Annotated in this window: 23 protein-coding genes and 4 tRNA genes; 5 read left to right on the top strand and 22 right to left on the bottom strand. The window is 50.9% G+C overall.

Going from position 1 to position 20,086, the window contains the following annotated elements; translation table 11 throughout:
- The 14 genes from NYE26_RS04575 to NYE26_RS04510 all read right to left on the bottom strand — a co-directional run bounded on the left by NYE26_RS04575 (position 1) and on the right by NYE26_RS04510 (position 11,330).
- Positions 1-1,545 (bottom strand): response regulator, encoded by a 1,545-nt coding sequence (locus NYE26_RS04575; RefSeq protein WP_339254207.1) that lies wholly within the window; start codon positions 1,543-1,545, stop codon positions 1-3.
- A gap of 140 nt (positions 1,546-1,685) precedes the next feature.
- Positions 1,686-1,958 (bottom strand): hypothetical protein, encoded by a 273-nt coding sequence (locus NYE26_RS04570; protein WP_339254205.1) that lies wholly within the window; start codon positions 1,956-1,958, stop codon positions 1,686-1,688.
- A gap of 59 nt (positions 1,959-2,017) precedes the next feature.
- Positions 2,018-2,305, bottom strand: a complete 288-nt coding sequence (locus NYE26_RS04565) for a GNAT family protein (protein WP_339254203.1) — start codon at positions 2,303-2,305, stop codon at positions 2,018-2,020.
- A 136-nt stretch (positions 2,306-2,441) separates the two neighbouring features.
- Positions 2,442-3,881, bottom strand: coding sequence for a DUF6179 domain-containing protein (locus NYE26_RS04560; RefSeq protein WP_339254201.1), 1,440 nt, complete (start codon positions 3,879-3,881; stop codon positions 2,442-2,444).
- Positions 3,881-4,351: a DUF6323 family protein gene (locus NYE26_RS04555; protein WP_339254199.1), complete on the bottom strand. Its 471-nt coding sequence runs from the start codon at positions 4,349-4,351 to the stop codon at positions 3,881-3,883. The genes NYE26_RS04560 and NYE26_RS04555 overlap by 1 nt, the downstream gene beginning before the upstream one ends.
- A gap of 278 nt (positions 4,352-4,629) precedes the next feature.
- Positions 4,630-4,767 carry a hypothetical protein gene (locus NYE26_RS04550; RefSeq protein WP_339254198.1) on the bottom strand — a complete coding sequence of 46 codons (138 nt, stop codon included), beginning with the start codon at positions 4,765-4,767 and terminating at the stop codon, positions 4,630-4,632.
- 221 nt (positions 4,768-4,988) lie between these two features.
- Positions 4,989-5,071 (bottom strand) — tRNA-Leu (locus NYE26_RS04545).
- A 117-nt stretch (positions 5,072-5,188) separates the two neighbouring features.
- Positions 5,189-5,263, bottom strand: a tRNA-Glu gene (locus tag NYE26_RS04540).
- Positions 5,264-5,405: 142 nt separating this feature from the next.
- A complete protein-coding gene (gene ald / locus NYE26_RS04535) occupies positions 5,406-6,539 on the bottom strand; it encodes an alanine dehydrogenase (protein ID WP_339254196.1) in 1,134 nt (377 codons plus the stop codon).
- 176 nt (positions 6,540-6,715) lie between these two features.
- The gene (locus NYE26_RS04530; protein WP_339254195.1) at positions 6,716-7,912 is read right to left on the bottom strand and encodes an ABC transporter substrate-binding protein; all 1,197 of its coding nucleotides are present in this window, start codon (positions 7,910-7,912) and stop codon (positions 6,716-6,718) included.
- A 74-nt stretch (positions 7,913-7,986) separates the two neighbouring features.
- Positions 7,987-8,688 (bottom strand): ABC transporter ATP-binding protein, encoded by a 702-nt coding sequence (locus NYE26_RS04525; protein ID WP_339254193.1) that lies wholly within the window; start codon positions 8,686-8,688, stop codon positions 7,987-7,989.
- A 4-nt stretch (positions 8,689-8,692) separates the two neighbouring features.
- A complete protein-coding gene (locus NYE26_RS04520) occupies positions 8,693-9,475 on the bottom strand; it encodes an ABC transporter ATP-binding protein (protein WP_339222793.1) in 783 nt (260 codons plus the stop codon).
- The gene (locus NYE26_RS04515) at positions 9,444-10,412 is read right to left on the bottom strand and encodes a branched-chain amino acid ABC transporter permease (protein ID WP_339254191.1); all 969 of its coding nucleotides are present in this window, start codon (positions 10,410-10,412) and stop codon (positions 9,444-9,446) included. Before NYE26_RS04515 ends, NYE26_RS04520 begins: the two co-directional genes overlap by 32 nt.
- A gap of 12 nt (positions 10,413-10,424) precedes the next feature.
- A complete protein-coding gene (locus NYE26_RS04510; protein ID WP_036723345.1) occupies positions 10,425-11,330 on the bottom strand; it encodes a branched-chain amino acid ABC transporter permease in 906 nt (301 codons plus the stop codon).
- A 547-nt stretch (positions 11,331-11,877) separates the two neighbouring features.
- Here NYE26_RS04510 and NYE26_RS04505 point away from each other — a divergent pair.
- Positions 11,878-12,702: a type II CAAX endopeptidase family protein gene (locus NYE26_RS04505; RefSeq protein WP_339254189.1), complete on the top strand. Its 825-nt coding sequence runs from the start codon at positions 11,878-11,880 to the stop codon at positions 12,700-12,702.
- A gap of 238 nt (positions 12,703-12,940) precedes the next feature.
- Here the strand turns inward: NYE26_RS04505 and NYE26_RS04500 are convergent, their stop codons facing one another.
- The 6 genes from NYE26_RS04500 to NYE26_RS04475 form a co-directional block, all read right to left on the bottom strand.
- Positions 12,941-14,023, bottom strand: coding sequence for a Gfo/Idh/MocA family oxidoreductase (locus NYE26_RS04500; RefSeq protein WP_339254187.1), 1,083 nt, complete (start codon positions 14,021-14,023; stop codon positions 12,941-12,943).
- A 13-nt stretch (positions 14,024-14,036) separates the two neighbouring features.
- Positions 14,037-14,960, bottom strand: a complete 924-nt coding sequence (locus NYE26_RS04495; protein ID WP_339254185.1) for an AraC family transcriptional regulator — start codon at positions 14,958-14,960, stop codon at positions 14,037-14,039.
- A gap of 43 nt (positions 14,961-15,003) precedes the next feature.
- The gene (locus NYE26_RS04490) at positions 15,004-16,008 is read right to left on the bottom strand and encodes a Gfo/Idh/MocA family oxidoreductase (RefSeq protein WP_339254183.1); all 1,005 of its coding nucleotides are present in this window, start codon (positions 16,006-16,008) and stop codon (positions 15,004-15,006) included.
- Between the two features lie 320 nt (positions 16,009-16,328).
- A tRNA-Ser gene (locus tag NYE26_RS04485) sits at positions 16,329-16,417 on the bottom strand.
- Between the two features lie 6 nt (positions 16,418-16,423).
- Positions 16,424-16,499 (bottom strand) — tRNA-Asn (locus NYE26_RS04480).
- 85 nt (positions 16,500-16,584) lie between these two features.
- Positions 16,585-17,337: an MBL fold metallo-hydrolase gene (locus NYE26_RS04475; protein ID WP_339257315.1), complete on the bottom strand. Its 753-nt coding sequence runs from the start codon at positions 17,335-17,337 to the stop codon at positions 16,585-16,587.
- Positions 17,338-17,475: 138 nt separating this feature from the next.
- Here NYE26_RS04475 and NYE26_RS04470 point away from each other — a divergent pair, with 138 nt between their 5' ends.
- Positions 17,476-17,904: an Lrp/AsnC family transcriptional regulator gene (locus NYE26_RS04470; RefSeq protein ID WP_339254181.1), complete on the top strand. Its 429-nt coding sequence runs from the start codon at positions 17,476-17,478 to the stop codon at positions 17,902-17,904.
- Positions 17,905-17,940: 36 nt separating this feature from the next.
- Positions 17,941-18,582 (top strand): pentapeptide repeat-containing protein, encoded by a 642-nt coding sequence (locus NYE26_RS04465; protein ID WP_339254179.1) that lies wholly within the window; start codon positions 17,941-17,943, stop codon positions 18,580-18,582.
- Here the strand turns inward: NYE26_RS04465 and NYE26_RS04460 are convergent.
- Positions 18,579-19,064, bottom strand: coding sequence for a SprT family protein (locus tag NYE26_RS04460; protein ID WP_339254177.1), 486 nt, complete (start codon positions 19,062-19,064; stop codon positions 18,579-18,581). The genes NYE26_RS04465 and NYE26_RS04460 overlap by 4 nt on opposite strands.
- A gap of 119 nt (positions 19,065-19,183) precedes the next feature.
- Between NYE26_RS04460 and NYE26_RS04455 the strand changes: the two genes are divergently transcribed.
- Both NYE26_RS04455 and cmpA read left to right on the top strand, forming a co-directional pair.
- Entirely contained in the window at positions 19,184-19,543 is a 360-nt protein-coding gene (locus NYE26_RS04455) for a hypothetical protein (RefSeq protein WP_036697237.1), read from the top strand.
- Between the two features lie 119 nt (positions 19,544-19,662).
- Positions 19,663-19,800: a cortex morphogenetic protein CmpA gene (gene cmpA / locus NYE26_RS04450; protein ID WP_143803736.1), complete on the top strand. Its 138-nt coding sequence runs from the start codon at positions 19,663-19,665 to the stop codon at positions 19,798-19,800.
- A 90-nt stretch (positions 19,801-19,890) separates the two neighbouring features.
- On the opposite strand, the gene NYE26_RS04445 is transcribed toward cmpA, so the two are convergent.
- On the bottom strand, positions 19,891-20,061 hold the full coding sequence (locus NYE26_RS04445; RefSeq protein ID WP_200869223.1) for a hypothetical protein: 171 nt from the start codon (positions 20,059-20,061) through the stop codon (positions 19,891-19,893).
- Between the last annotated feature and the right edge of the window lie 25 nt (positions 20,062-20,086).

Raw genomic sequence — 20,086 nt, 5'->3', positions numbered from 1 at the left:
CTATTCGCTGCCCCTCTGCTGCAGGAAGTCCTTGGGTTGTATGCCCGTTGTTTTTTTGAAAACCTGGCTGAAGTATTGGCTGGTTTTGTACCCTACCTTCTCCGATACCTCGTAGATCTTGTACTCACCAGTCTGCAGGAGCTGCTTCGCCAGCCCGATCCGATATTCCGTCGTATAGTCGAGCAGGGACTGGCCCGTCTCCCGCTTGAAGGTTGTCCGCAGATGGATGCTGCTGATCTGCAGATGGCCTGCGACCGTCTCCAGGGACAGATCGGGATCGGCGTAATTCCCGGCAACATACTCCATCGCTTTGTTCACCCAGCGGGAATACTGCTTCGGACTCTGCGGCTGCTGCAAGCAGTCTTCGAGAATCCGGTACAAGCTGTTAACTACTTGCCGCGCGTCTGTGCCCAGCTCCTGGTCTATGGCGAAGCTTCCGTCCTTGCGGCATGCGCCTCTGATCTCACCCATGACGGCGCGCAAATCTACCAAGTAGGCCTGGGTAGCGATGTGGTCCAGACCGGTCTTCAGCCGTTCCAGCAGGCTGCGTTCGGGAGATAACAGGTATTGTCTGACCTCTTGAGCAATACAGGTAGCTTCCCGAGTAGAAGCAGCTTGCTCCAGCAGAAATACAGCACCTGGCGGCAAAAACACAGAATAATCATAAGCCTGCCTCATCGCCGCATATCGGCGGTCCGGCAATTCTGCGCCATTGCCTGCGGAGAGGATCACTCTGGGAAGGTTCCCCCGATAGTAAGACTCCAGACAGAGCAGAACTTGGGCAGCGAGTTGCCGCAAGCTATAGTGCTGGAGCAGCAGACTGCTGGAAGAGGTTATCTTCAGCAGCACGATGTATCCGCCTTCATCCATCTCTAGAAGTTGAAGCTCCTCCAAGTCCGTTGTCTGACGGCGGATCTCTTCTTCGATATTCTTCCATACGAGGGCCGTGCCACTGCGCGTATTACTCCGGCTGCCGTCCAGCTTCATTGCAGCCTCCAGCTCGAAATACAGCAGTCCGGGCTGACCCTGCTGATAATCTGCGACGAGGCGGTGCAGACGGGATTCCTGATTTCCTGCAGGAGCCTGATACTTGCCTGCCAGCATATCCTTAAGCAGGATATGGAGCGCATGTCCGTGCCCTTCTTCCTCGGCGGCCTCCACTGCCAGACCTTCCTTCAGCAGCTTCAGCTGTTCCAGCAGGCGGTTACGACTAATCTCATGCTTAAGCAGATAATGGGCCGCGCGCAGCTCCAGCGCCTGGCGGGCATAGTCGAAATCCCGGTAAGCAGTCAGAAAGATCAGCCGCGTTCTTGGGGCAAGCTGGACGACATGCCGCCCCAGCTCCAAGCCGTCCATCGGCGACATGGAGATGTCGGTGATGACAATCTGCGGCTGTAATTCCTCGAACATCCGCAGCGCCATGCGCCCGCTGGTCGCCTGGGCGACCACCTGGAAGCCATTCTCCTCCCACGGAACCGAGTGGTACACATGATCTAGTGCAAGCGGCTCATCATCTACGAGCATGACTGAAATTAATGAATTCACTGTAGAAATCCTCCCGTCCCTGTCGAATCCTGATATATATGCAGGTATAACGGAACATGGAAGGGCTGTCAATGGAAATGGATTCCTAAATGAATTGCAGATAGCCCTAGTCTTCCACACAAAAAACTCACCGGCCGGCACTATCCTAGACTGCCGTCCGGTGAGTCGTTAACATCGTAATTTTTATGAAAATATGCTTCTGAACACCACCGGATCAAGCCCTCCCGCTCTTGCTCATGCAGCTTGACCAATTGATTCAGAACGAAGATCCTCTGCACCATATCCTCAGCAAAACGCAGTTGATTCGTGTAGTAATCGATTTCCCTTTGATAGGCCGAGTACTCTCCGTTGTTATGAGCAGAATAAGCTTTTAACAATTGAAGGTGAAGATCATAGATCTCAGAGTAATTCATTACCGTAGACTACCTCCCAGGTAAGGCGTTTACTAGTATTGTCTCCAAGATTGATAGGATTATACGATAGAACTCCACTCTTCATTTAGAATTGCATACTGGTACGCATCATGCCATACAGGCTGCCCGTCATCTGTTCTTTTGAAAAAGGCTTTTTTCTTGAAATGCCCTTCACGGCGCATATTCAATCGCTCCAGCAATCTCCAGGAAGACGCGTTCTCAGGATTACACATAGCCACCACCCGATGAATTCCTAATGCTTCAAACCCGTATTCTAAAACTCTTTGGCAAGCCTCAGTGGCATAGCCTTTTCCATAAAAATCAGGGTTGAAGATGTAACCTATCATCCCCAGAAACAATCTCCTTCCGCACGTTCCCTGGCCATATTCTTGCATTCTTCTTCACTGCTTACACCGCCCGGCTCGTATTTCAGCACCTGCTCCAATGACAAATACTCGGTCCCTCCTAGAATATTTTTTCGGCTCAATAAAATTTGATTTCCTCATAATCAATCATATTGATGAGTTTCTCAATGGACCGCAGACGATCCACATCCAATTTTTGCATAAATTCAATATAGTGTGACCTCCAATCACCATCGCTTCCGCTGCTGTCTGCTACAATCGTTTCAAAATCCAGGAAGTCGCTCCGAAGGTCCTCATAAAAAACGATCTTGGCCAAGATCGCTAGTTCCGTATCTCCAAACAGAAAGAATACCGCCTCATATTCGTCCCCGTAAAGACTATCAGATTCAAAAACATCCAAAAAATCATGAAGCGAATACAGACTCGATTTGATTAAAAGGGCCTTATCTTCCTTCTTGTCTCTCTTCATGATTTCAGCCAGCAATTTCCGCAGTTCAATATCGCTCAAATGGTCATCCGGATTCAAAGAAAATTCAAGTGGCTTGAGTCTCTCTTCCTGCCGAGTTAAAATGAGGGCATGAAGGCTGCGGGAATGTGCTGTATTGACGATACGTTGTACCAGCGTATCTCTGCATCGATCCATGTACTCTGTTAATGAAGGGTCGATGATATACAGTTCATTCTGAAGACGGACCATCGCTTCGCGGACAAGCAAATCAATTTGACTCGGAGTAGCCTGAGTCAATTCCCGCTCCAACCGCTCGAATTGATACTCCGAAATCTTAACCTGGCTTGCCTCACCGCCCGATATAACAGAGAAGACTGCATTATGTAACATTAGTTCATAGATGTTGAATAATTCGATACGATAATCAAACCGGCTTACTCTCCCGAAATTCACCAGCATATGGAGAAGGTCTTCGTGGCTGAAGAAGCGGCAAAAGTTAGTTTCCATCTGAAGACGCTCTAAATATTGTCTAATGTAAAAGACACCCTGAAGCCGCATATCGTCGATCGCGAGAGGATAATCAATGCTGGCCATTGTGTTATGTGCGTCAAAGATGATTCCGTATTTCTTCATAAATACGGGCAAAGACTCATCTATAGTCATGTTGTAGGCATCTACCGGGACATCAAGCTTGTTCTTTTTGACTTCATTGTAGAGCTGTTTTGTCTCTTCAAAGCATTTGCTTACAATCTTCACACCGTTTTCGTAGATGCTTTGAGTATCAACCTTTTTAAGACAAGTCATCGCCTCCTCAGGCGTTTCCATACTCTTAAGAAAAGCGTCGACTGCATAGATCATAGAGATAAAGAGGCTTTCCGCTGTTTCTGTGGTAACCGATGAACTTTCTCCTTGTGTGTAGCGTTTGATCAGATTTTGCAGGACCAGCATCAGCCTATTTTGAATACCGTATGTTTCCTGACTGTTCAGCAGCCCAGTGCGAAGTCCTTCATTCATAAGCGAAACCGTGTACTGGTTTTGTTTAAGATTTTTTCTTTTGATGTCCCCCCTGGTAACCAGTGATTGAAAATCATTGTAGTCCTCTGTCCCCACTAGTCATCATCTCCCTCAAGCATAGCTTCGTTCTGCTGTATTTCTCTCCTGAATACTTCAGCGTACTCTTCAAGCCTGCTCTTCAGTAAATCCACAGAACCTCCACAGTCGTTGTCATAGAGCTCTCTCATCATTTCAATCAGCCTGTAATCTCCGATCTTGTCCTCGGTTTCGTTTTTGAGATAGTAAAAAATTTCATGCAACTCATTCAATGTAGAGGCATAGTCATCCTCATGAACATAGGGAGACGCGGAAAACATTTCAATTAAATCCTTAGTCACTTCAATACTCAGCTCCACTCGTCCATAGCTGATCAGCACCTGATTCCTGGCAAGAATCATTTGTTTCACTTCTTCAGGAGACAACATCAGCCCATATTTTTTCGTCTTCTCGTTCAGCTCAAGGATCTGGACCATAGCCTGTTCCTGCATGGAAGTATTTAAGGAGTTGAATATACGCGACAAAAACATAAGAATTCCTCCCTCATTTAATTTGTGCTATTCTCCAAGGAAATAAGCTGTTAATCCCTCTAACTCCTCTCACAAAAAAATCAAAACAGGCAAAAATTCTCTTGACTTTCGGTTTCATATATGATAAATTGATAAATGATATTCATTTTATATTATAAATATTTTTGTTTTTTTGTCAAACAAAATTTGGTTTTTTTGCATTCATTTTAATATTTGCGATCAAAAAGCAGCCTTACATACGTAAGAACCGCTTTTTTTTATGGAGATATGAGCTTTAACTAATACCTTTTATCTTCTTCAGCAATATCTGCAACTACCTGCTTAACCTCCCACCTCTTCAAACGAGCGTCTTTCTTCCGGTAGGACGGAACCGTACAAACTTCATCCGCTTGTTGTTCTCCTTGGCTCTCGTCCATTGTAGCGGGAATCAGCACCCAACATAACAGGATTCACTTCATTAACATCATGTTTTTACACACAAATTTCGCTATGCGCAAGCATCCTAGCTCCAAGAGTGGTTTGGCCCCTCCCCTGGTTGGACTTGCACCAACTAGATAATGCGTGCCTCTGGGCACGCCTAAAACAAAAAAGCAGAAAAACCTTGAATCATCAAGGTTTTTCTGCTTTTAACATGTTATGCGGTAGAGAGGACTCGAACCTCCACGGGTATACACCCACTACCCCCTCAAGATAGCGTGTCTGCCATTCCACCACTACCGCATATTGGTGACTCGTATGGGATACTCTCCACTCCGTTACGAGATTGCGAAGTATTCCTAACGATGCCTATGCTCCAACGAACCCAAGGATTCTCATCCCATACATTCGAAGAAGAAATGGTGACTCGTATGGGATTCGAACCCATGTTACCTCCGTGAAAGGGAGGTGTCTTAACCCCTTGACCAACGAGCCAAATTTAAAGTTTTTCTTTGTGACAACAAAAATGAGTATATCAAACGTCGGCGGATTTGACAAGCCTTTTTTTGAAGGTCGCATTTCCCGGAAAATACGGGGAGAACCGCAGTGTGCAGCCTCTGCTTCTCCCCTCTTAAGATCAGCTATCCCCGCCCGCAGCCAGCACCTGGATTCCATCCGCATATTCATACCCCAGACTCCCGGCCACCGCAGCATTGGTCACTTGGCCTGCCACTACATTCAGGCCGCGCGCAAGCGCCGCACTCTGGACTGCCGCCGCATGAATGCCCAGATTGGCAATCTGCAGCGCATAAGGAATAGTCACATTGGTCAGCGCTAGTGTCGAGGTCCTGGCGACCGCTCCAGGCATATTGGCTACGGCGTAATGGACCACGCCATGCTTCACATACGTCGGGTTCTCATGGGTGGTGATCCGGTCAATCGTCTCGATCGACCCGCCCTGATCAATCGCAACGTCCACAATTACAGAGCCCTCTTCCATCTGCTGCACCATATACTCTTTGACCAGCTTGGGGGCACGGGCACCGGGAATCAGCACCGCTCCGATCAGCAGATCCGCCCGGCGCACAGCCTGCTCCAGATGATAGGAATCCGACATCACGGTCACCAGCCGCCCGCCAAAAATATCATCCAGCGCGCGCAGACGACCCGCATTCAGATCCAGCACCGTGACGCGCGCCCCCATGCCCAGCGCGATCTTCGCCGCATTGGTGCCGACAATTCCTCCACCGACAATGACGACCTCTCCCGGCTGCACGCCAGGCACACCGCCAAGCAGAACGCCTTTGCCGCCATGCGGCTTCTCCAGCAAACCGGCACCGATCTGCACCGCCATCCGTCCGGCGACCTCACTCATCGGAATCAGCAGCGGCAGCGAGCCGTCTTCAAGCTGAATCGTCTCATAGCCCACAGCGGTCACACCGCTATCCACCAGTGCTTTGGTCAGCTCTGCTTCAGGTGCCAAGTGCAGATAGGTGAAGAGGATCAGCCCTTTGCGAAAATAACCGTACTCCTCCGGTAGTGGCTCCTTCACTTTGATAATCATCTCCGCCTTGCTCCAGACCTCAGTGGCCGTATCCAGAATCACAGCACCTTTATCCGAATATTCCTTGTCGCTGAAACCGCTGCCTATGCCGGCAGAAGCTTGAATATACACTTCATGACCTGCCTTCCGGAGCGCTTCCACCCCGGCCGGGGTGATGGCGACGCGGTTCTCGTTATTCTTGATTTCTGCGGGTACGCCAATAATCATGCCGATTCCCCCTCAAAGTTGTTCTATTATAGTCAACATTGTATCCCTGTAAGATGCGAAAAGAAAGGCTCCCATTCGGGGCCTTCCTCTTCACGGTTAAGGTGAGGCAAGAGACACCCTGGCCTCCTGCGGACCGGCTCCCCGTTCCTTCACCTTAGTATATGCAATTTCGCAGCTTAAGGATTAACCTTGGTTTCAAAGGTTTGCTTCCCGTCCACGAATTTCAGCACAACTGCGGCTTTGACCGGGTCATGCTTGTCGTTCAGGGTGATTTTACCTGTAGCGAGCTGCAGATCCTTAGTCGCTGCCAGTGCTTCTGTAATCTTGGCCGGATCAGCTTCACCCGCACGGGTAATCGCATCAGCCACCAGCTTCAGGGCATCATAGCCCAGGGCCGCCATACCATCAGGAACCGCTCCGCCGTTAGCCGCTTTGTAGGCGTCTACGAAGCTGGTTACTTCAGGAGCTGTATCTTCAGGCGAGTAGTGATTGGACATGAACGTATTCTCCAGCGCTTTGGCACCGGCTATTTCCGCCAGCTGCGGGGAATCCCAGCCGTCGCCGCCGAGGAACGGAACGGTAATGCCCATCTCACGGGCCTGCTTCACAATTTTACCTACTTCTTCATAATAACCAGGCAGGTAGATGACATCCGGGTTCGCTGCTTTGATCCGGGTCAGAACTGCTTTGAAGTCCGAATCCTTCTGCTGGTAGGACTCCTGGCTCAGCACTTCGCCGCCTTTGGCCTTGAAGGTCTCTTCGAAGAACTTCTGCAGACCCTTGGAATAGTCGGACGAAGTGTCGGTATAGATGACAGCCGTCTTAGCCTTCAGGGAATCAAGTGCAAAGTTAGCCATTACCTCCCCCTGGAACGGATCGATGAACGCCGCGCGGAACACGAATTCATTCACATTGCCGCTGCGTTCATCCACAGTAACCTTCGGATTGGTAGCTCCTACCGAGACAAGCGGAATCTTTTTCTCCGTAGCTACCGGAACGATCCCCAGCGTGTTGGTCGAAGTGGATGCGCCGATAATGGTCACGACCTTGTCATTGGTGATCAGCTTCTGTGCCGCCTGGGTAGCTTCTTCAGACTTCGATGCATTGTCTGCAACGACCAGCTCAAGCTGCTTGCCGAGTACACCGCCTGCGGCGTTGATCTGGTCAACCGCCAGCTTCGCGCCCTTGGATGCGGAGTCGCCGAAAGAAGCCTGACCGCCTGTGAGCTCAAGGTCAGCCCCGATTTTGATGGTGCCTCCGGCTGTATTTCCGCCGCTTGCAGAGTTACCGCTGTTCTCTGTGTTGTTGCCGCAGCCGGATGCTAATACCGCAGTCAATACTGTCGACAAGATAATGGCCCCAAGTTTCTTCATAGTTTCTCCCAGCCTCCTGATTATTTAGTTTATATATGTTGTTTCTGTGATGCTGCTGTAGTATGGATAGCCTGTTAGTGCCCGAGATAAGCCATTTTGATCTCATCGGAATCGGCCATTTCCTTGGCATCCCCTTCAAGCACGACCCGGCCTGTCTCCAGTACATAGGCACGGTCGGCGATTTTGAGCGCCTGGTGCGCATTCTGCTCGACCAGCAATACAGTGGTTCCTGCATCGTTGACTTCCTTGATAATCTTGAAAATATCCTGGACCAGCAGCGGCGCCAGCCCCATCGACGGCTCATCCAGCAGCAGCAGCTTCGGGTGGCCCATCAGGGCGCGCCCCATCGCCAGCATCTGCTGCTCCCCGCCTGACAGCGTTCCGGCTTGCTGCTTTTTGCGCTCCAGGAGACGCGGGAAGGTACGGTAGACATGCTCGAAGTCCGCAGCCAGGCTGCTTCCATCCTGCAGATAAGCGCCTAATTCGAGATTCTCCTCGACGGACATATTGGCGAATACACGCCGTCCTTCGGGACAATGGATCAGCCCTGCTTTGACAATCGCCTGCACGCTTTGATTCGTTATCGATTTATTGAGGAATTCAATACTTCCTGTCTTTGGCTTCAGCAGCCCCGAGAGCGTCTTGAGCAGCGTAGACTTGCCGGCACCGTTGGCACCGATCAAGGTCACAATCTCCCCCTGCTTCACGGTGATGCTCAGATCCTTCAAGGCATGAATTGCTCCGTAATATACGTTGATTCCCTGTACTATAAGCATGGCGCTACGCCTCCTGTCCCAGATACGCTTCGATGACCTTCGGATTGTTGCGGATCTCCGCCGGCGTTCCGTCAGCGATCAGGATTCCGCGGTCCAGCACATAGATACGGCTGCAGACCCCCATTACCAGTGACATATCATGCTCGATCAGCAGAATCGTCAGGTCGAATTCCTCCCGGATCCAGGCAATCAGATTCATCAGATCACGCGTCTCATTCGGGTTCATCCCGGCGGCCGGCTCATCAAGCAGCAGCAGCTTGGGTCCGGCCGCAAGCGCCCGGGCAATCTCCAGACGCCGCTGATTCCCATAGCTCAGGTTGCTCGCCACCTCGTCACTCTGGTCAGCCAAATTGAAGATTTTGAGAATATCCATCGCCTTCCGGGTAATCTCCTCTTCGCCCTGGAAATGCTTCGGCAGACGTAGCATCGAAGAGAACAACGAGTGCTTCGCATGCTGATGGAAGGCAATCTTAACGTTCTCCAGCACGGTCATAGCCGTAAACAGGCGGATGTTCTGGAACGTACGCGCAGCGCCTTTATGATTGATCTTGTAGGGCTTCATCCCGCCGATAGACTCATTATTCAAAAGAATGCTGCCCGACGATGGCGGGTACACTCCGGTCAACAGGTTGAACAGTGTCGTTTTACCGGCACCGTTGGGTCCGATCAGGCCGATCAGCTCGCCTTTATCAATATGAAGGGAGACCTCGCTGACCGCCTTCAGTCCGCCGAAGGCCCGGCTGGCCGCTTTCACATCAAGGAGTACCGCTGCTCTCGATTGCGTCATTTGCCTTTGCCTCCTTTTTGCTGAACTTGAAGAATGAGAATTTGCTTACGCCAAGCAGGCCGCTCGGACGGAAGATCATCATCAGAATGAGCACGATGGAGTAGATAATCATGCGCCATTCCGGGAATTCACGTAAGTAGGTGTACAGCAGGGTAACGAACACCGCACCCACGATAGAGCCTGCCGTACTGCCCAGCCCCCCGAGCACCACCATAACGATGATTTCAAAAGACTTCAGGAAGTTGAAGCTCCCCGGCGTAATAACATAGAACGTATGGGCCGACAGGCCGCCCGCCATACCGGCAAACAGCGCACCGATGGTGAAGGCGATGATTTTGTAGCGTGTTGTATTAATCCCCATCGCCTCAGCGGCAATCTCATTCTCGCGGATCGCAATACAGGCCCGGCCGTGAGTAGATCTAATGAAGTTATTAATCAGGACGACTGAGAGCAGAGTGAAGAAGAAGAGCATGGTCCAGGTGGTCTTGGCCGGAATGCCGCTGAGCCCTGAAGCTCCGCCGACATATTCCGTATTCAGCATAATGATGCGGATGATCTCACCGAAGCCCAGCGTCGCAATAGCCAGATAGTCCCCGTTAAGCCGGAGCGTAGGCATCCCGATTAATACACCGAATACCGCTGCCAGCAGTCCGCCCGCAAGAATCGCCGGAATGAACGGCACATTGTAGTCAAGGGTAAGAATCGCCGAGGTATACGCGCCCACCGACATGAATCCGGCATGACCAATCGAGAACTGCCCGGTAATCCCGGTAATCAGGTTCAGCGACACGGCCAGCATGATATTAACCCCGATGAGCAGCAGCATAGACTGATTCACATCACTAAGGATTTCTGTTGTTAGAAGAACTTTTACGATTCCATAGAACGCAAGGGCAATAAGAATGCCCAGCCAGAATTTTTTATTTATTTTTTTCACGGCAGCTTCCCCCTACACTTTCTCCCGGACATTCTTGCCGAACAGCCCGGATGGTTTGAAGATAAGGATTAGAATCAGTACCGCAAAGGCTACGCCGTCACGCCAGGACGAGAACCCGAGGGAAGAAATCTCTGTCTCCACGGTTCCCAGCAGCAATCCGCCAACAAGCGCACCCGGTATACTGCCAATCCCTCCAAGCACTGCCGCGACAAAAGCCTTCAGCCCGGGCATTACGCCCATGAGAGGATCAACCGAATTGTACGTCATGCCGAAAATCACGCCCGCTGCAGCGGCAAGCGCCGAACCGATGGCGAAGGTGGCGGAAATGGTGCGGTCTACGTTGATGCCCATCAGCCGCGCCGCTTCAACATCGAAGGATACGGCCCGCATGGCTTTGCCCGTTCGGGTGTACCTGACGATATATTGCAGCACCAGCATAAGAATTATCGTTGTTAGCAGAATCATGATCTGATTGGACTCGACCTGAATGGAGGAACCAAACAGGTGATACTGCTTCTTATCCATAATATCCGGGAAGCCCTTGGCCTGCGGCCCAAGGATCAGCACCCCCGTATATTCAAGCAGGAAGGATACACCAATGGCTGTGATCAGCGCTGCGATCCGTGTGGATTTACGAAGCGGCTTATACGCCAGACGTTCAATGCTGATACCTAGCAGCGCACTGATCGTCATCGAGATCATCAGCGACAAGAGCAGTACAACGATAGGCGGCAATCCGGCATTCGCCAGGTATTTGGCACTGTACAGACCGATGAACGACCCTACCATGAATACATCGCCATGCGCAAAATTAATCAGCTTGATGATACCGTACACCATTGTGTAACCAAGGGCGATCAGAGCGTAAATGCTGCCTACGGATATTCCGTTTATTAGTTGCTGAATGAAGTACTCCATCGCCATCCACTTCTCCCCATGTTCATCTTGTATACCCCTTTCTCTGTGCTGCTTCTCTTTTCTTGGATTATGATGTCATTTATATTAACACATGGTCAGAGAATCGTCACTAATAATTGTGGGAATTAATACAAAATTCAATAGTTGGTGTTATATTACATAACATGATATATGTAGGATTCAGTAGGTTATTGTAGGTTTGCGAAAAATGCGCAGAAAACAGGAGAAAAACAGAGGATTTTCAAGCAGGAACGTTTTAGAAGTTGTTTCCTTTTCTTATACAATACTTTTTTTCTGCGGAATTAATATAACATTTGTCTCTTTACAGCATCATTCCTTCAATTAATTAAAGGGGTAACGGGTTGAACCAGCAGTGTATGGAGGTGGAGGTCAGGCTGAAGGGTAGAATAGTCTCCCTACATCTACAGTCTCATTGATGACTGGGCCAAGGTCCCAAGGGGCTGCCAGGCTCCAGGTTGTTCCTCGCATTCCCGTTCGTTGCTATACTCTACCAAGCATTACACACATTCAAAGGAGTGAAATTGAAATGAGCACCATTGAAAAAAAGGAGACCGTCCAATCTGCCAGGAGAGGCTTGTTAGTATTCTTCCTGTTACTCATTCCTCTTACGGCTATTAGTTACATACTGGCTCTTACTGTAACGCCTGTGTATGGCTTGCTGCTGATGTGGGCGCCCGGGATCTCCTCTATACTCACCCGTATCCTGCTGCGTGAGGGCTTCGCGGATATCTCCCTGAGATTCGGGGGACGGCGCACGCTCAGGGCGATTCCGTTCATCTTGTTGTTGCCGGTTGCAGTTGGCCTGGTGGCCTACGGGACCGCCTGGATCACAGGACTGGCAGAGTATACCGGACACAATGGCAATGTTGCAGGTTCGCTGGCCGGGGCAATCCTTATTCAAATGTCCATCGGGACCGCGATGGGAATCATCAGCAGTGCAGGCGAGGAATTAGGGTGGAGAGGCTACATGCTGACCCGGCTCATAGAGGCCCGCGTCCCGAAGCCTATTCTCATGAGCGGACTGATCTGGGGCATCTGGCATATCCCGGCGATTCTAATCGGCAGCTACTATTCTGGCCCTTCTCTGGCCTTATCGGTCGTATTGTTCATGATAACCATCAGCTCATTCAACATCATTATTAGTCTATTGCGCTTAAGCACGGGGAGCCTATGGCCGGCAGTTCTGCTCCACGCCTCATGGAATGCTATCATTCAGGACGCTTTCGACCGGTTCACCAGCGGGAAGAATGCCTATCTCTGGACGGGTGAGTCTGGGATACTGGTGGCTGTTACGCTTGTGATTGCAGCGTGGTTCTTCTACAGAAGATCTACGCTAGATGTCAGATTGTAAATGGAAATTCGGCAAATACGATACAGCTGGCTTTTTTGAGCAGGATCAACGTTAGCACTTGGGTGGACGCTCCGCTGTTTAAGCGGGATGCGAAAACAGATTTTTTAACACAAAAAAGAAACCCTCCAAACATCAAGGGACCAAAAACAGAAAGCAGCAATTCTCCTATAAGAGAATCGCTGCTTTTTTAACATTTGAAGCTTTTACGAAATTTGAGATCTGACCTAACAATGATCGCCTAGTCTAAATATACCGCCTTACCCGTCTGGGCCGATTCATAGATGGCCTCCAGAATCCGGGAGACCACATAAGCCTGTTCAGGAGTCACGACCGGATCTTTATCCTGTTCGATCGCTTCGATCCACTTTCTTAATTCGATATCCGTAGATTTCTCCTCTTTGCCGTCATAGAAGGCTACTCCCCCGGCACCTAGCTCAATTTTATTCGTGTATAGCTTGCTGTGCTTCTCCCCGTTAATCCGGAGACCATCTTTCATGTCCGCACCCGCCTCGGTTCCGCTCAAGCTGCACTTGGCTTCATCCACGTCAAGCGAATTCAGCGCCCAGCTTGCTTCCAGCGTAATCGTTGCGCCGTTCTCCATTACAATCATCCCGAACGCAGAGTCTTCCACGGTGAATTTCTTCGGGTCCCAGGGCCCCCAGGCGTTGGCAGCGTCTTCTTTTTGAGAGAGCTCGTGGTATTTGGTCCCCAGCACAACCTTCGGTTTGTAGTTGTCCATCATCCAGAGCGTCAGATCCAGCGCATGGGTTCCAATATCAATCAGCGGGCCGCCCCCCTGCTTCTCCTCATCCAGGAACACCCCCCAGGTAGGGACTGCTCTGCGCCGGATAGCATGTGCTTTCGCATAATAGATATGACCGAGCTCGCCTGCTTCACAGACTTTTTTCAGATACAAGCTGTCTTGCCGGAACCGGTTGTCATACCCTATAGTCAGCTTCTTCCCTGTACGTTTCGCTGCTTCAGCCATACGTTTGGCATCTGCCGCTGTCTTGGCCATGGGCTTCTCACACATCACATGCTTGCCCGCTTCCAAGCCCGCAATGGATATTTCCGCATGCGCATCATTGGGAGTAAGCACATGAACAATATCAATGGAAGCATCCTTCAATAATTCCTGGTAATCCGTATAGACAGCCGCATCCGCATTGCCGTATTGTTCAGCAGCCGCTTCAGCCCGTTCCTTGATAATATCGCAAAAGGCCACCACTTCAACCTTATCCTGTCTGCTTAAGGCAGGCAGATGCTTCCCGTTCGCAATTCCTCCACAGCCGATCACGCCAACACGATACACTTTGCTCATCGTCATCTCATCCTCACTGTTCATGTATTTTACGGGACTTGCGGTAAGCAGCCGGGGTCATGCCCAGCCGCTTGCGGAATACCGAATGCAGATAGGTTGCATTGGTGAACCCCTCGGACTCCGCGATGTGTTCGATCGACAGGTTGCTGGCTTCAAGCTTGCTGCACACCGCCTGCAACCGGATATCTTCAAGAATCCGGCTGAAGGTGTGATCCGAATCAACCTGCTTAAATATCCGCTGTAGCTGCCTCGGACTAATATTCAGCTTCTCCGCAACATTCTCCAGCGTCACGGCTGCTGAATAATTCGCTTCCATGTACTGAACAGCATATTGATAGCGGTAGGTCACCATATCCCGTACGGGTGCCGCAACTCCCATCCCGCCTGTATCATACGCTCTGGTCACCTTAAGCAGGATACTGATCACGAGATGCTTGATGGAGGTGTAATATCCCGCAAGCTTGCCGTCACAGGCCTCATAGGCTTCCAGAAAACACTTCATCGCCCTGTGATAATCCTGCGCAGGGATCAGCGGCAGCCTCCTCAGCTTCTCCACGCATTCTTCCGCTTCCGCAACCTCCCATGGGTCTGCATCGTCTCTCTGCTTCTCCGTAATGTTGACATGCAGACATAACTCCTCCATCGACTCTTCCACATCTGCTTCCTGACGATGCATCACTCCCGGTCCGGTCAAATAGAGCATTCCCTCCGATAAAGGATACTGCTGATCCCCAAGAATGACCGTTCCCTTGCCCCGCGGGATGAAATGAAATTCAAATTCAGCATGGTTATGGAAATCAATGACCTTCCCCGGCGGAAAAGAGGTCAAATGAAACCGGAGAACAGAAATTTCATAATGTCCCCACAGGATGGAAATATCCAGTCTTTCCAGCAGATCCATCTTCTCAAACATAATCTCGAAGGGAAAAGGGCTCATGTTAACCTCCTGCTTGAGCTACGCTCTGTACCCGGATAAGTGATTAAGATTTCAGTTCGGCTAACCGGACCACCCGTCCTGCCTTCGCCGAGAGATTCGCCGCCTCCATTAACCGGGTAAGCTCCGTTGCCGCTTGAATATTGTCAGAAGCAAGCGTGTTGTTCTGGATGTGGGCCACCCACTGCTCAAAAGCGCTGTCACGGTTGGCCCGCACAGGCGTATCGTTCCAGGCAGCCCCTTGATCTGCTGCTTTATTACTTCTAACCAGCAGCTTCGCTTCAGGCGTTCCATAGAGCAGAGTTCCTTCCGTTCCATGCACTTCTATGGTAAAAGGGGAATAGCTGTTCACGAAGCCGGCTTCCACCACACCGATTGCTCCCGAATCCGTATAGAGCGTCGCAACTGCGTTGTCTTCCACTTCCTTGCCCGTCACATATCCGAAGCTCGCGCTGACCCCGGTCACCTCTTGACCCAGAAACAGCCTGGTCAGGTACATGGGATGACATCCCAGATCAATCAAAGCCCCGCCCTGGCATTGCTCCAGGCTATAGAAATGCTCGGGAAGCCATTTGGCTGTTGCGCCGTTATGGGATAAGCGGACTCTGACATACGTAATTTCCCCTAGCAGTCCCTGGCTTAGAATGTCTGTAACCGATAACGTATAACCGTCATTCAGCCGCGGCAGGGACACGGTTAGCTTCACTCCATGAGTCTCGACCTCTGAGAGGATTTCATTCACCTCACTCAGCGTTGCAGCTACAACCTTTTCGGTGAAGATATGCTTACCTGCTCTGGCCGCCGCAATCATGACCTCCCGGTGCATCTGGGTTGGCGCATCGACAATAACGGCATCTATATCCTTCCGGGCAAGCATGTCATCCAAAGAATCATAGAACGGGACATTCAAGCTCTCTGCCGCCTTCCTGCCCCGCTCCGCATCCTCGTCCCATACCGCAGCAATTTCCGTATCTCCATGCTCCTGGGCCTGTTTCGTATAATCCCAGGCATGTACATGCCAAAAGCTAATCTTGCCAATCCTAATGCTCACCCGCCTGCACCTCCATATACATTATTCTGACATCATCTATAAAGTATCACATAATAAGCAGGATTTTTAGTAGATAAATGCGACATCGATTATATGGAATTACGACATCAGACAGGGAGATCGTATCATCCAGAGATTCAGCTACTCCCGCTGGGTGAACGCAAAAAAGGAGCTCAATATGAGCTCCTTATGTGTTAATTGAAGAACGGAGAGAGAGGGATACTCTCGCTGCGCGAGAGATTGCGAAGCAACCCTAACGAAGCTTATGCTCCAACGAACCACCGAGGGTTCTCATCCCTAGCAGGGAAGTTTAATCAAAACGGAGAGAGAGGGATTCGAACCCTCGCACCGCTTACGCAGTCTAACCCCTTAGCAGAGGGTCCCCTTATAGCCACTTGGGTATCTCTCCAAGTAATGGCTCCCCGAACAGGACTCGAACCTGTGACAACTCGATTAACAGTCGAGTGCTCTACCAACTGAGCTATCAGGGAACATTAACATGAACAAGGATTAATTTATCATGATTCTACAGGTTAGTCAAGCGCGTAGCGAGAGATTATGAGATCGTTTACATCATCAGATCCACTCACCGTCCAACGGCACGGCAACACGGCCGGACAAGCCTTCCTGTTCAAGGCGCTGCTTCAGTAGTTCCCTCGTCACATGGCAGTGGTTAATCGTATCCATATGCACAGCAATTACCGAAGCAGCCGGAGCGGCATGGCATACCTCCACCACATCCTGTTCGTTCATGGTAATGGGGCCTCCGCTCAGGAAGCTGGCACCTCCGGCATTGACTATAATGACCTCCGGTGTCTGCGCCGCTATCACCTGCTGAACCTCTTCGCACCAGATGGTATCTCCCGCCAGGTACAGCACAGGTTCGCCCTCCGCCCGGAAGACGAAGCCGGAGACCTTGCCCATTAATTCCCCGATCTCCCCTGTCCCGTGATGCCCGCCTGTACGTGTCAGGGTCACACCGCCGACGGACACAGAGCCGGTATCCATAATTTCTGTAACACGCCCAAAGCCCTGGGCAGCAATTCGCTCCCCATCACCTTCCTGGCAATACACCGGCAACTCCTTGGACAACTGCTCTACTGCTGCAGCATCCCAGTGATCCTGATGCAGATGCGTGACCAGTACAGCATCCGGCTCCAGCCACTGCTGGACAGGCCCCGGCAGAGGCACCAGTGGATTCCGGCGGTCATCGCCTGAATTCATAATCGGCGGATTCACACCCTGCGCACTCAGCATGGGATCGATCAGAAACGTCGCACCGCCGTATTCCAGCCATAGAGTGGCGTGGCGGATCAGCTTAATTTTCATCATATGCACCTCTTCCCGGATGTCTTACTTAAGATCAATTTCTGATACAATAAGTATAAATCAGGGCAAGAATAGAAGACATTGCGCCGCGAAAGAGATTCTTACGTTCTGCTTTCAGCCGGAAAGGAATTCAAGGAAATGACCTCTTACCTCATCGACAATACCGATTACCGCATCCTCCAGCTCCTTATCGATGATTCCACCTTAAGCCATAAGGATATCGGGGCGATGGTCCATCTGACCGGCCAGGCTGTAGGCGCACGTGTCCGCAGATTGCGGGAGCTTGGCATCATTGAAGGCTACACCATCCGGTGGAACCCGCTGCGGATCGGTCAGAATATTCACGCCTTTATAACGGTTTTTCTCAGCAGCAACAAGGATCATCCGCCTTTTCAGGCTTTTGCGAAGACCCATGAGAGTGTCACCGAGCTGTACCGCATCAGCGGGGAGGGCTGTTACTGGATGCGGGTGCGTACGGTGGATCAGGAGGCGCTGACCGCTTTGTTGGATGAACTGCTGAAGTATGGCAATTACCGGGTCAACCTGGACATGGGCCAGATCAAATAAGGACAAATAAGGATAGGAACTGCCAAGGAGGCCGACATGAGTAACAAAATAGAACCACCCAGAATCACAGATCTCGGGCTACTTATGCCGCAGGATATTCACACCCTTGCTTCCAAAGACGAATTCAGCCGCTGCCTCATCGAAGGAGCGCTCATTGAATATCAGGAGGCTACCCGGGTAGCTTTCGACAAGACCATTTTCAAAAACGTCACCATCACGGAATCCTCGCTGCAGCGCATTGAGCTTACCGATGTGGTCTTCGATCATTGCGACCTGTCCAATGTGGATTTCAGTGATGCCTTCATACACCGGACCGAGTTCAGGGATTGCCGCTTGATCGGCACAGACTTCACCAGAGCACGGTTTCAAAATGTATCCATTACAGCATGTATTGGGGAATTCGCGGTGTTTCGTTTTGCCAACTTCAAAGGGGCTTCCTTCGAGCGCAGCTCGCTGGTCAGCGCGGATTATTACCAATCCACCCTGAAAGACCTGTATTTCTCGGAATGTAATCTGGAGCAGGCCACGCTGGCAGGATGCAAGCTGAAGGGCGTTGACCTGAGCGACTGCGAGTTCACCGGCCTGCTGGTGGATCTCCAGGATCTGGAGGGCTGCATCATCTCTGCGGAGCAGGCGGCTTCTTTTGCCGGACTACTAGGTCTGGTTATCAAAAATTAAGTAGCCGGACCCGCGCCCGCTTCTAGCGAAATCAGCTTCAGCTTGCCGGAGCATTTACCGCATCGGTACCGCCCAGGATCGGCCCGGCGCTTACGCAGATATTCAGTGGCACAGACGATGCATACCAGCTTATACCGGTAAGGCTGCGGCTTACGGGCCTTGGCGCCCGGCAGGGTCTGACAATACCGGCTGCCGCCGACGCGGGCCAGCAGTGTTTTGAAATCAGCATCCCGGTGCATATATCCCCGCTTCGCAAGATGCAGGTGGTAGTGGCAGAGTTCGTGCTTGATGATCTTCTCCGTCTCCTCCCGTCCGTACATCGCCAGCTGCTGGGGATTAATCTCTATATTATGGCTCTTGGTAAAATATCGTCCGCCGGTTGTCGTAAGTCTGCTGTTAAAGCTCGCCGTATGCCGGAAAGGCACGCCAAAGCTCTTCAGTGACACCTGCTCAATCCATTGCTGCAGCTCTTCGTTGCTCATACTGGTCATAGCGCTCCTTCACGGTCCTCTCCACCTGAAATTAGATCACTACTTGAATTGTAACTTGCCCATACGCTACACTGTCAAGAAGGAAGACAAGTCCGGAGGGAGAATGAAACATGCCTAGAATGCGTTACGTAATTATGCAGCAGGATCAGGAATTGCTATTCGTGGAGATGCCGGAGGAATATGCTTACCAGCTAAGCGCCCTCAATCTTCGCCTGAACAAAGAAATCGACAAGCTGACAGCCGAGAATGTACCCGGACTGCCGCGGGCGGTGGCCGAATGCGAGGCGCTGGAGCTGCTGCGCGAAGAGCATCACTTGGAGTCGGGGCTGGCGTATATTAACCGGCTGGAGCAGGCTTTTGCCTCCATTAAGGAGGAGCATTACCCGCTGATCTCACTATTGACCGAAATCCGGGCGCTCCAGGCCCAGTTGGAACAATGGTATGAAGAGGAAGAAGAACGGGTGCAGTAACGCTGGTTCCGGGCGGCCTTGTGAAATTCGGCTTGGCTACCTGAAACTAACCGTGCACCTTTGGGCGTATTCCCCCATATGCTATCTATACACAGGAAGCATGCAGAGGAGGGGTACCCTTGCCACAATGGCTTCGCCAACAGCTCATGAAGGCCTATTTCAAGAAGGACTGCCGTCAGATTAGACTGCTGAATGAATGCTGGTTCTTTTACCGGAATACCGCCGATTCCCACGAGATGATCCAGAAGAACGTATAGGTAGGTTATGTCAAAAAAAAGCCGCGATCCCCTAAGGGGCATCGTGGCTTTTTGGCGTAAATCCGGCCAAGTCTGCGCTTGGCAGCCGGCTTATTTAAACATCGGGAATACGTATTTCACCAGGAAAAACAGAACTCCGAAGGTGATTATAATGTAGGCTGCATATTTAATGAACGTGGATGCGACCAGACTGGAATCCGATTTGCGGTGCACCTCTGTCCGTTCAACCTCAACACTTCTGTCCTTGTAATTCGGCTCCATCTTCAATCTCTCCTCTCGGGTTGTA

The sequence above is a fragment of the Paenibacillus sp. FSL P2-0136 genome, assembly GCF_037975325.1.
GTDB lineage: Bacteria > Bacillota > Bacilli > Paenibacillales > Paenibacillaceae > Paenibacillus_AQ > Paenibacillus_AQ silagei.
Note: the sequence above shows the minus strand (reverse complement) of the source record. Positions and strands in the feature narration are given on the sequence as shown.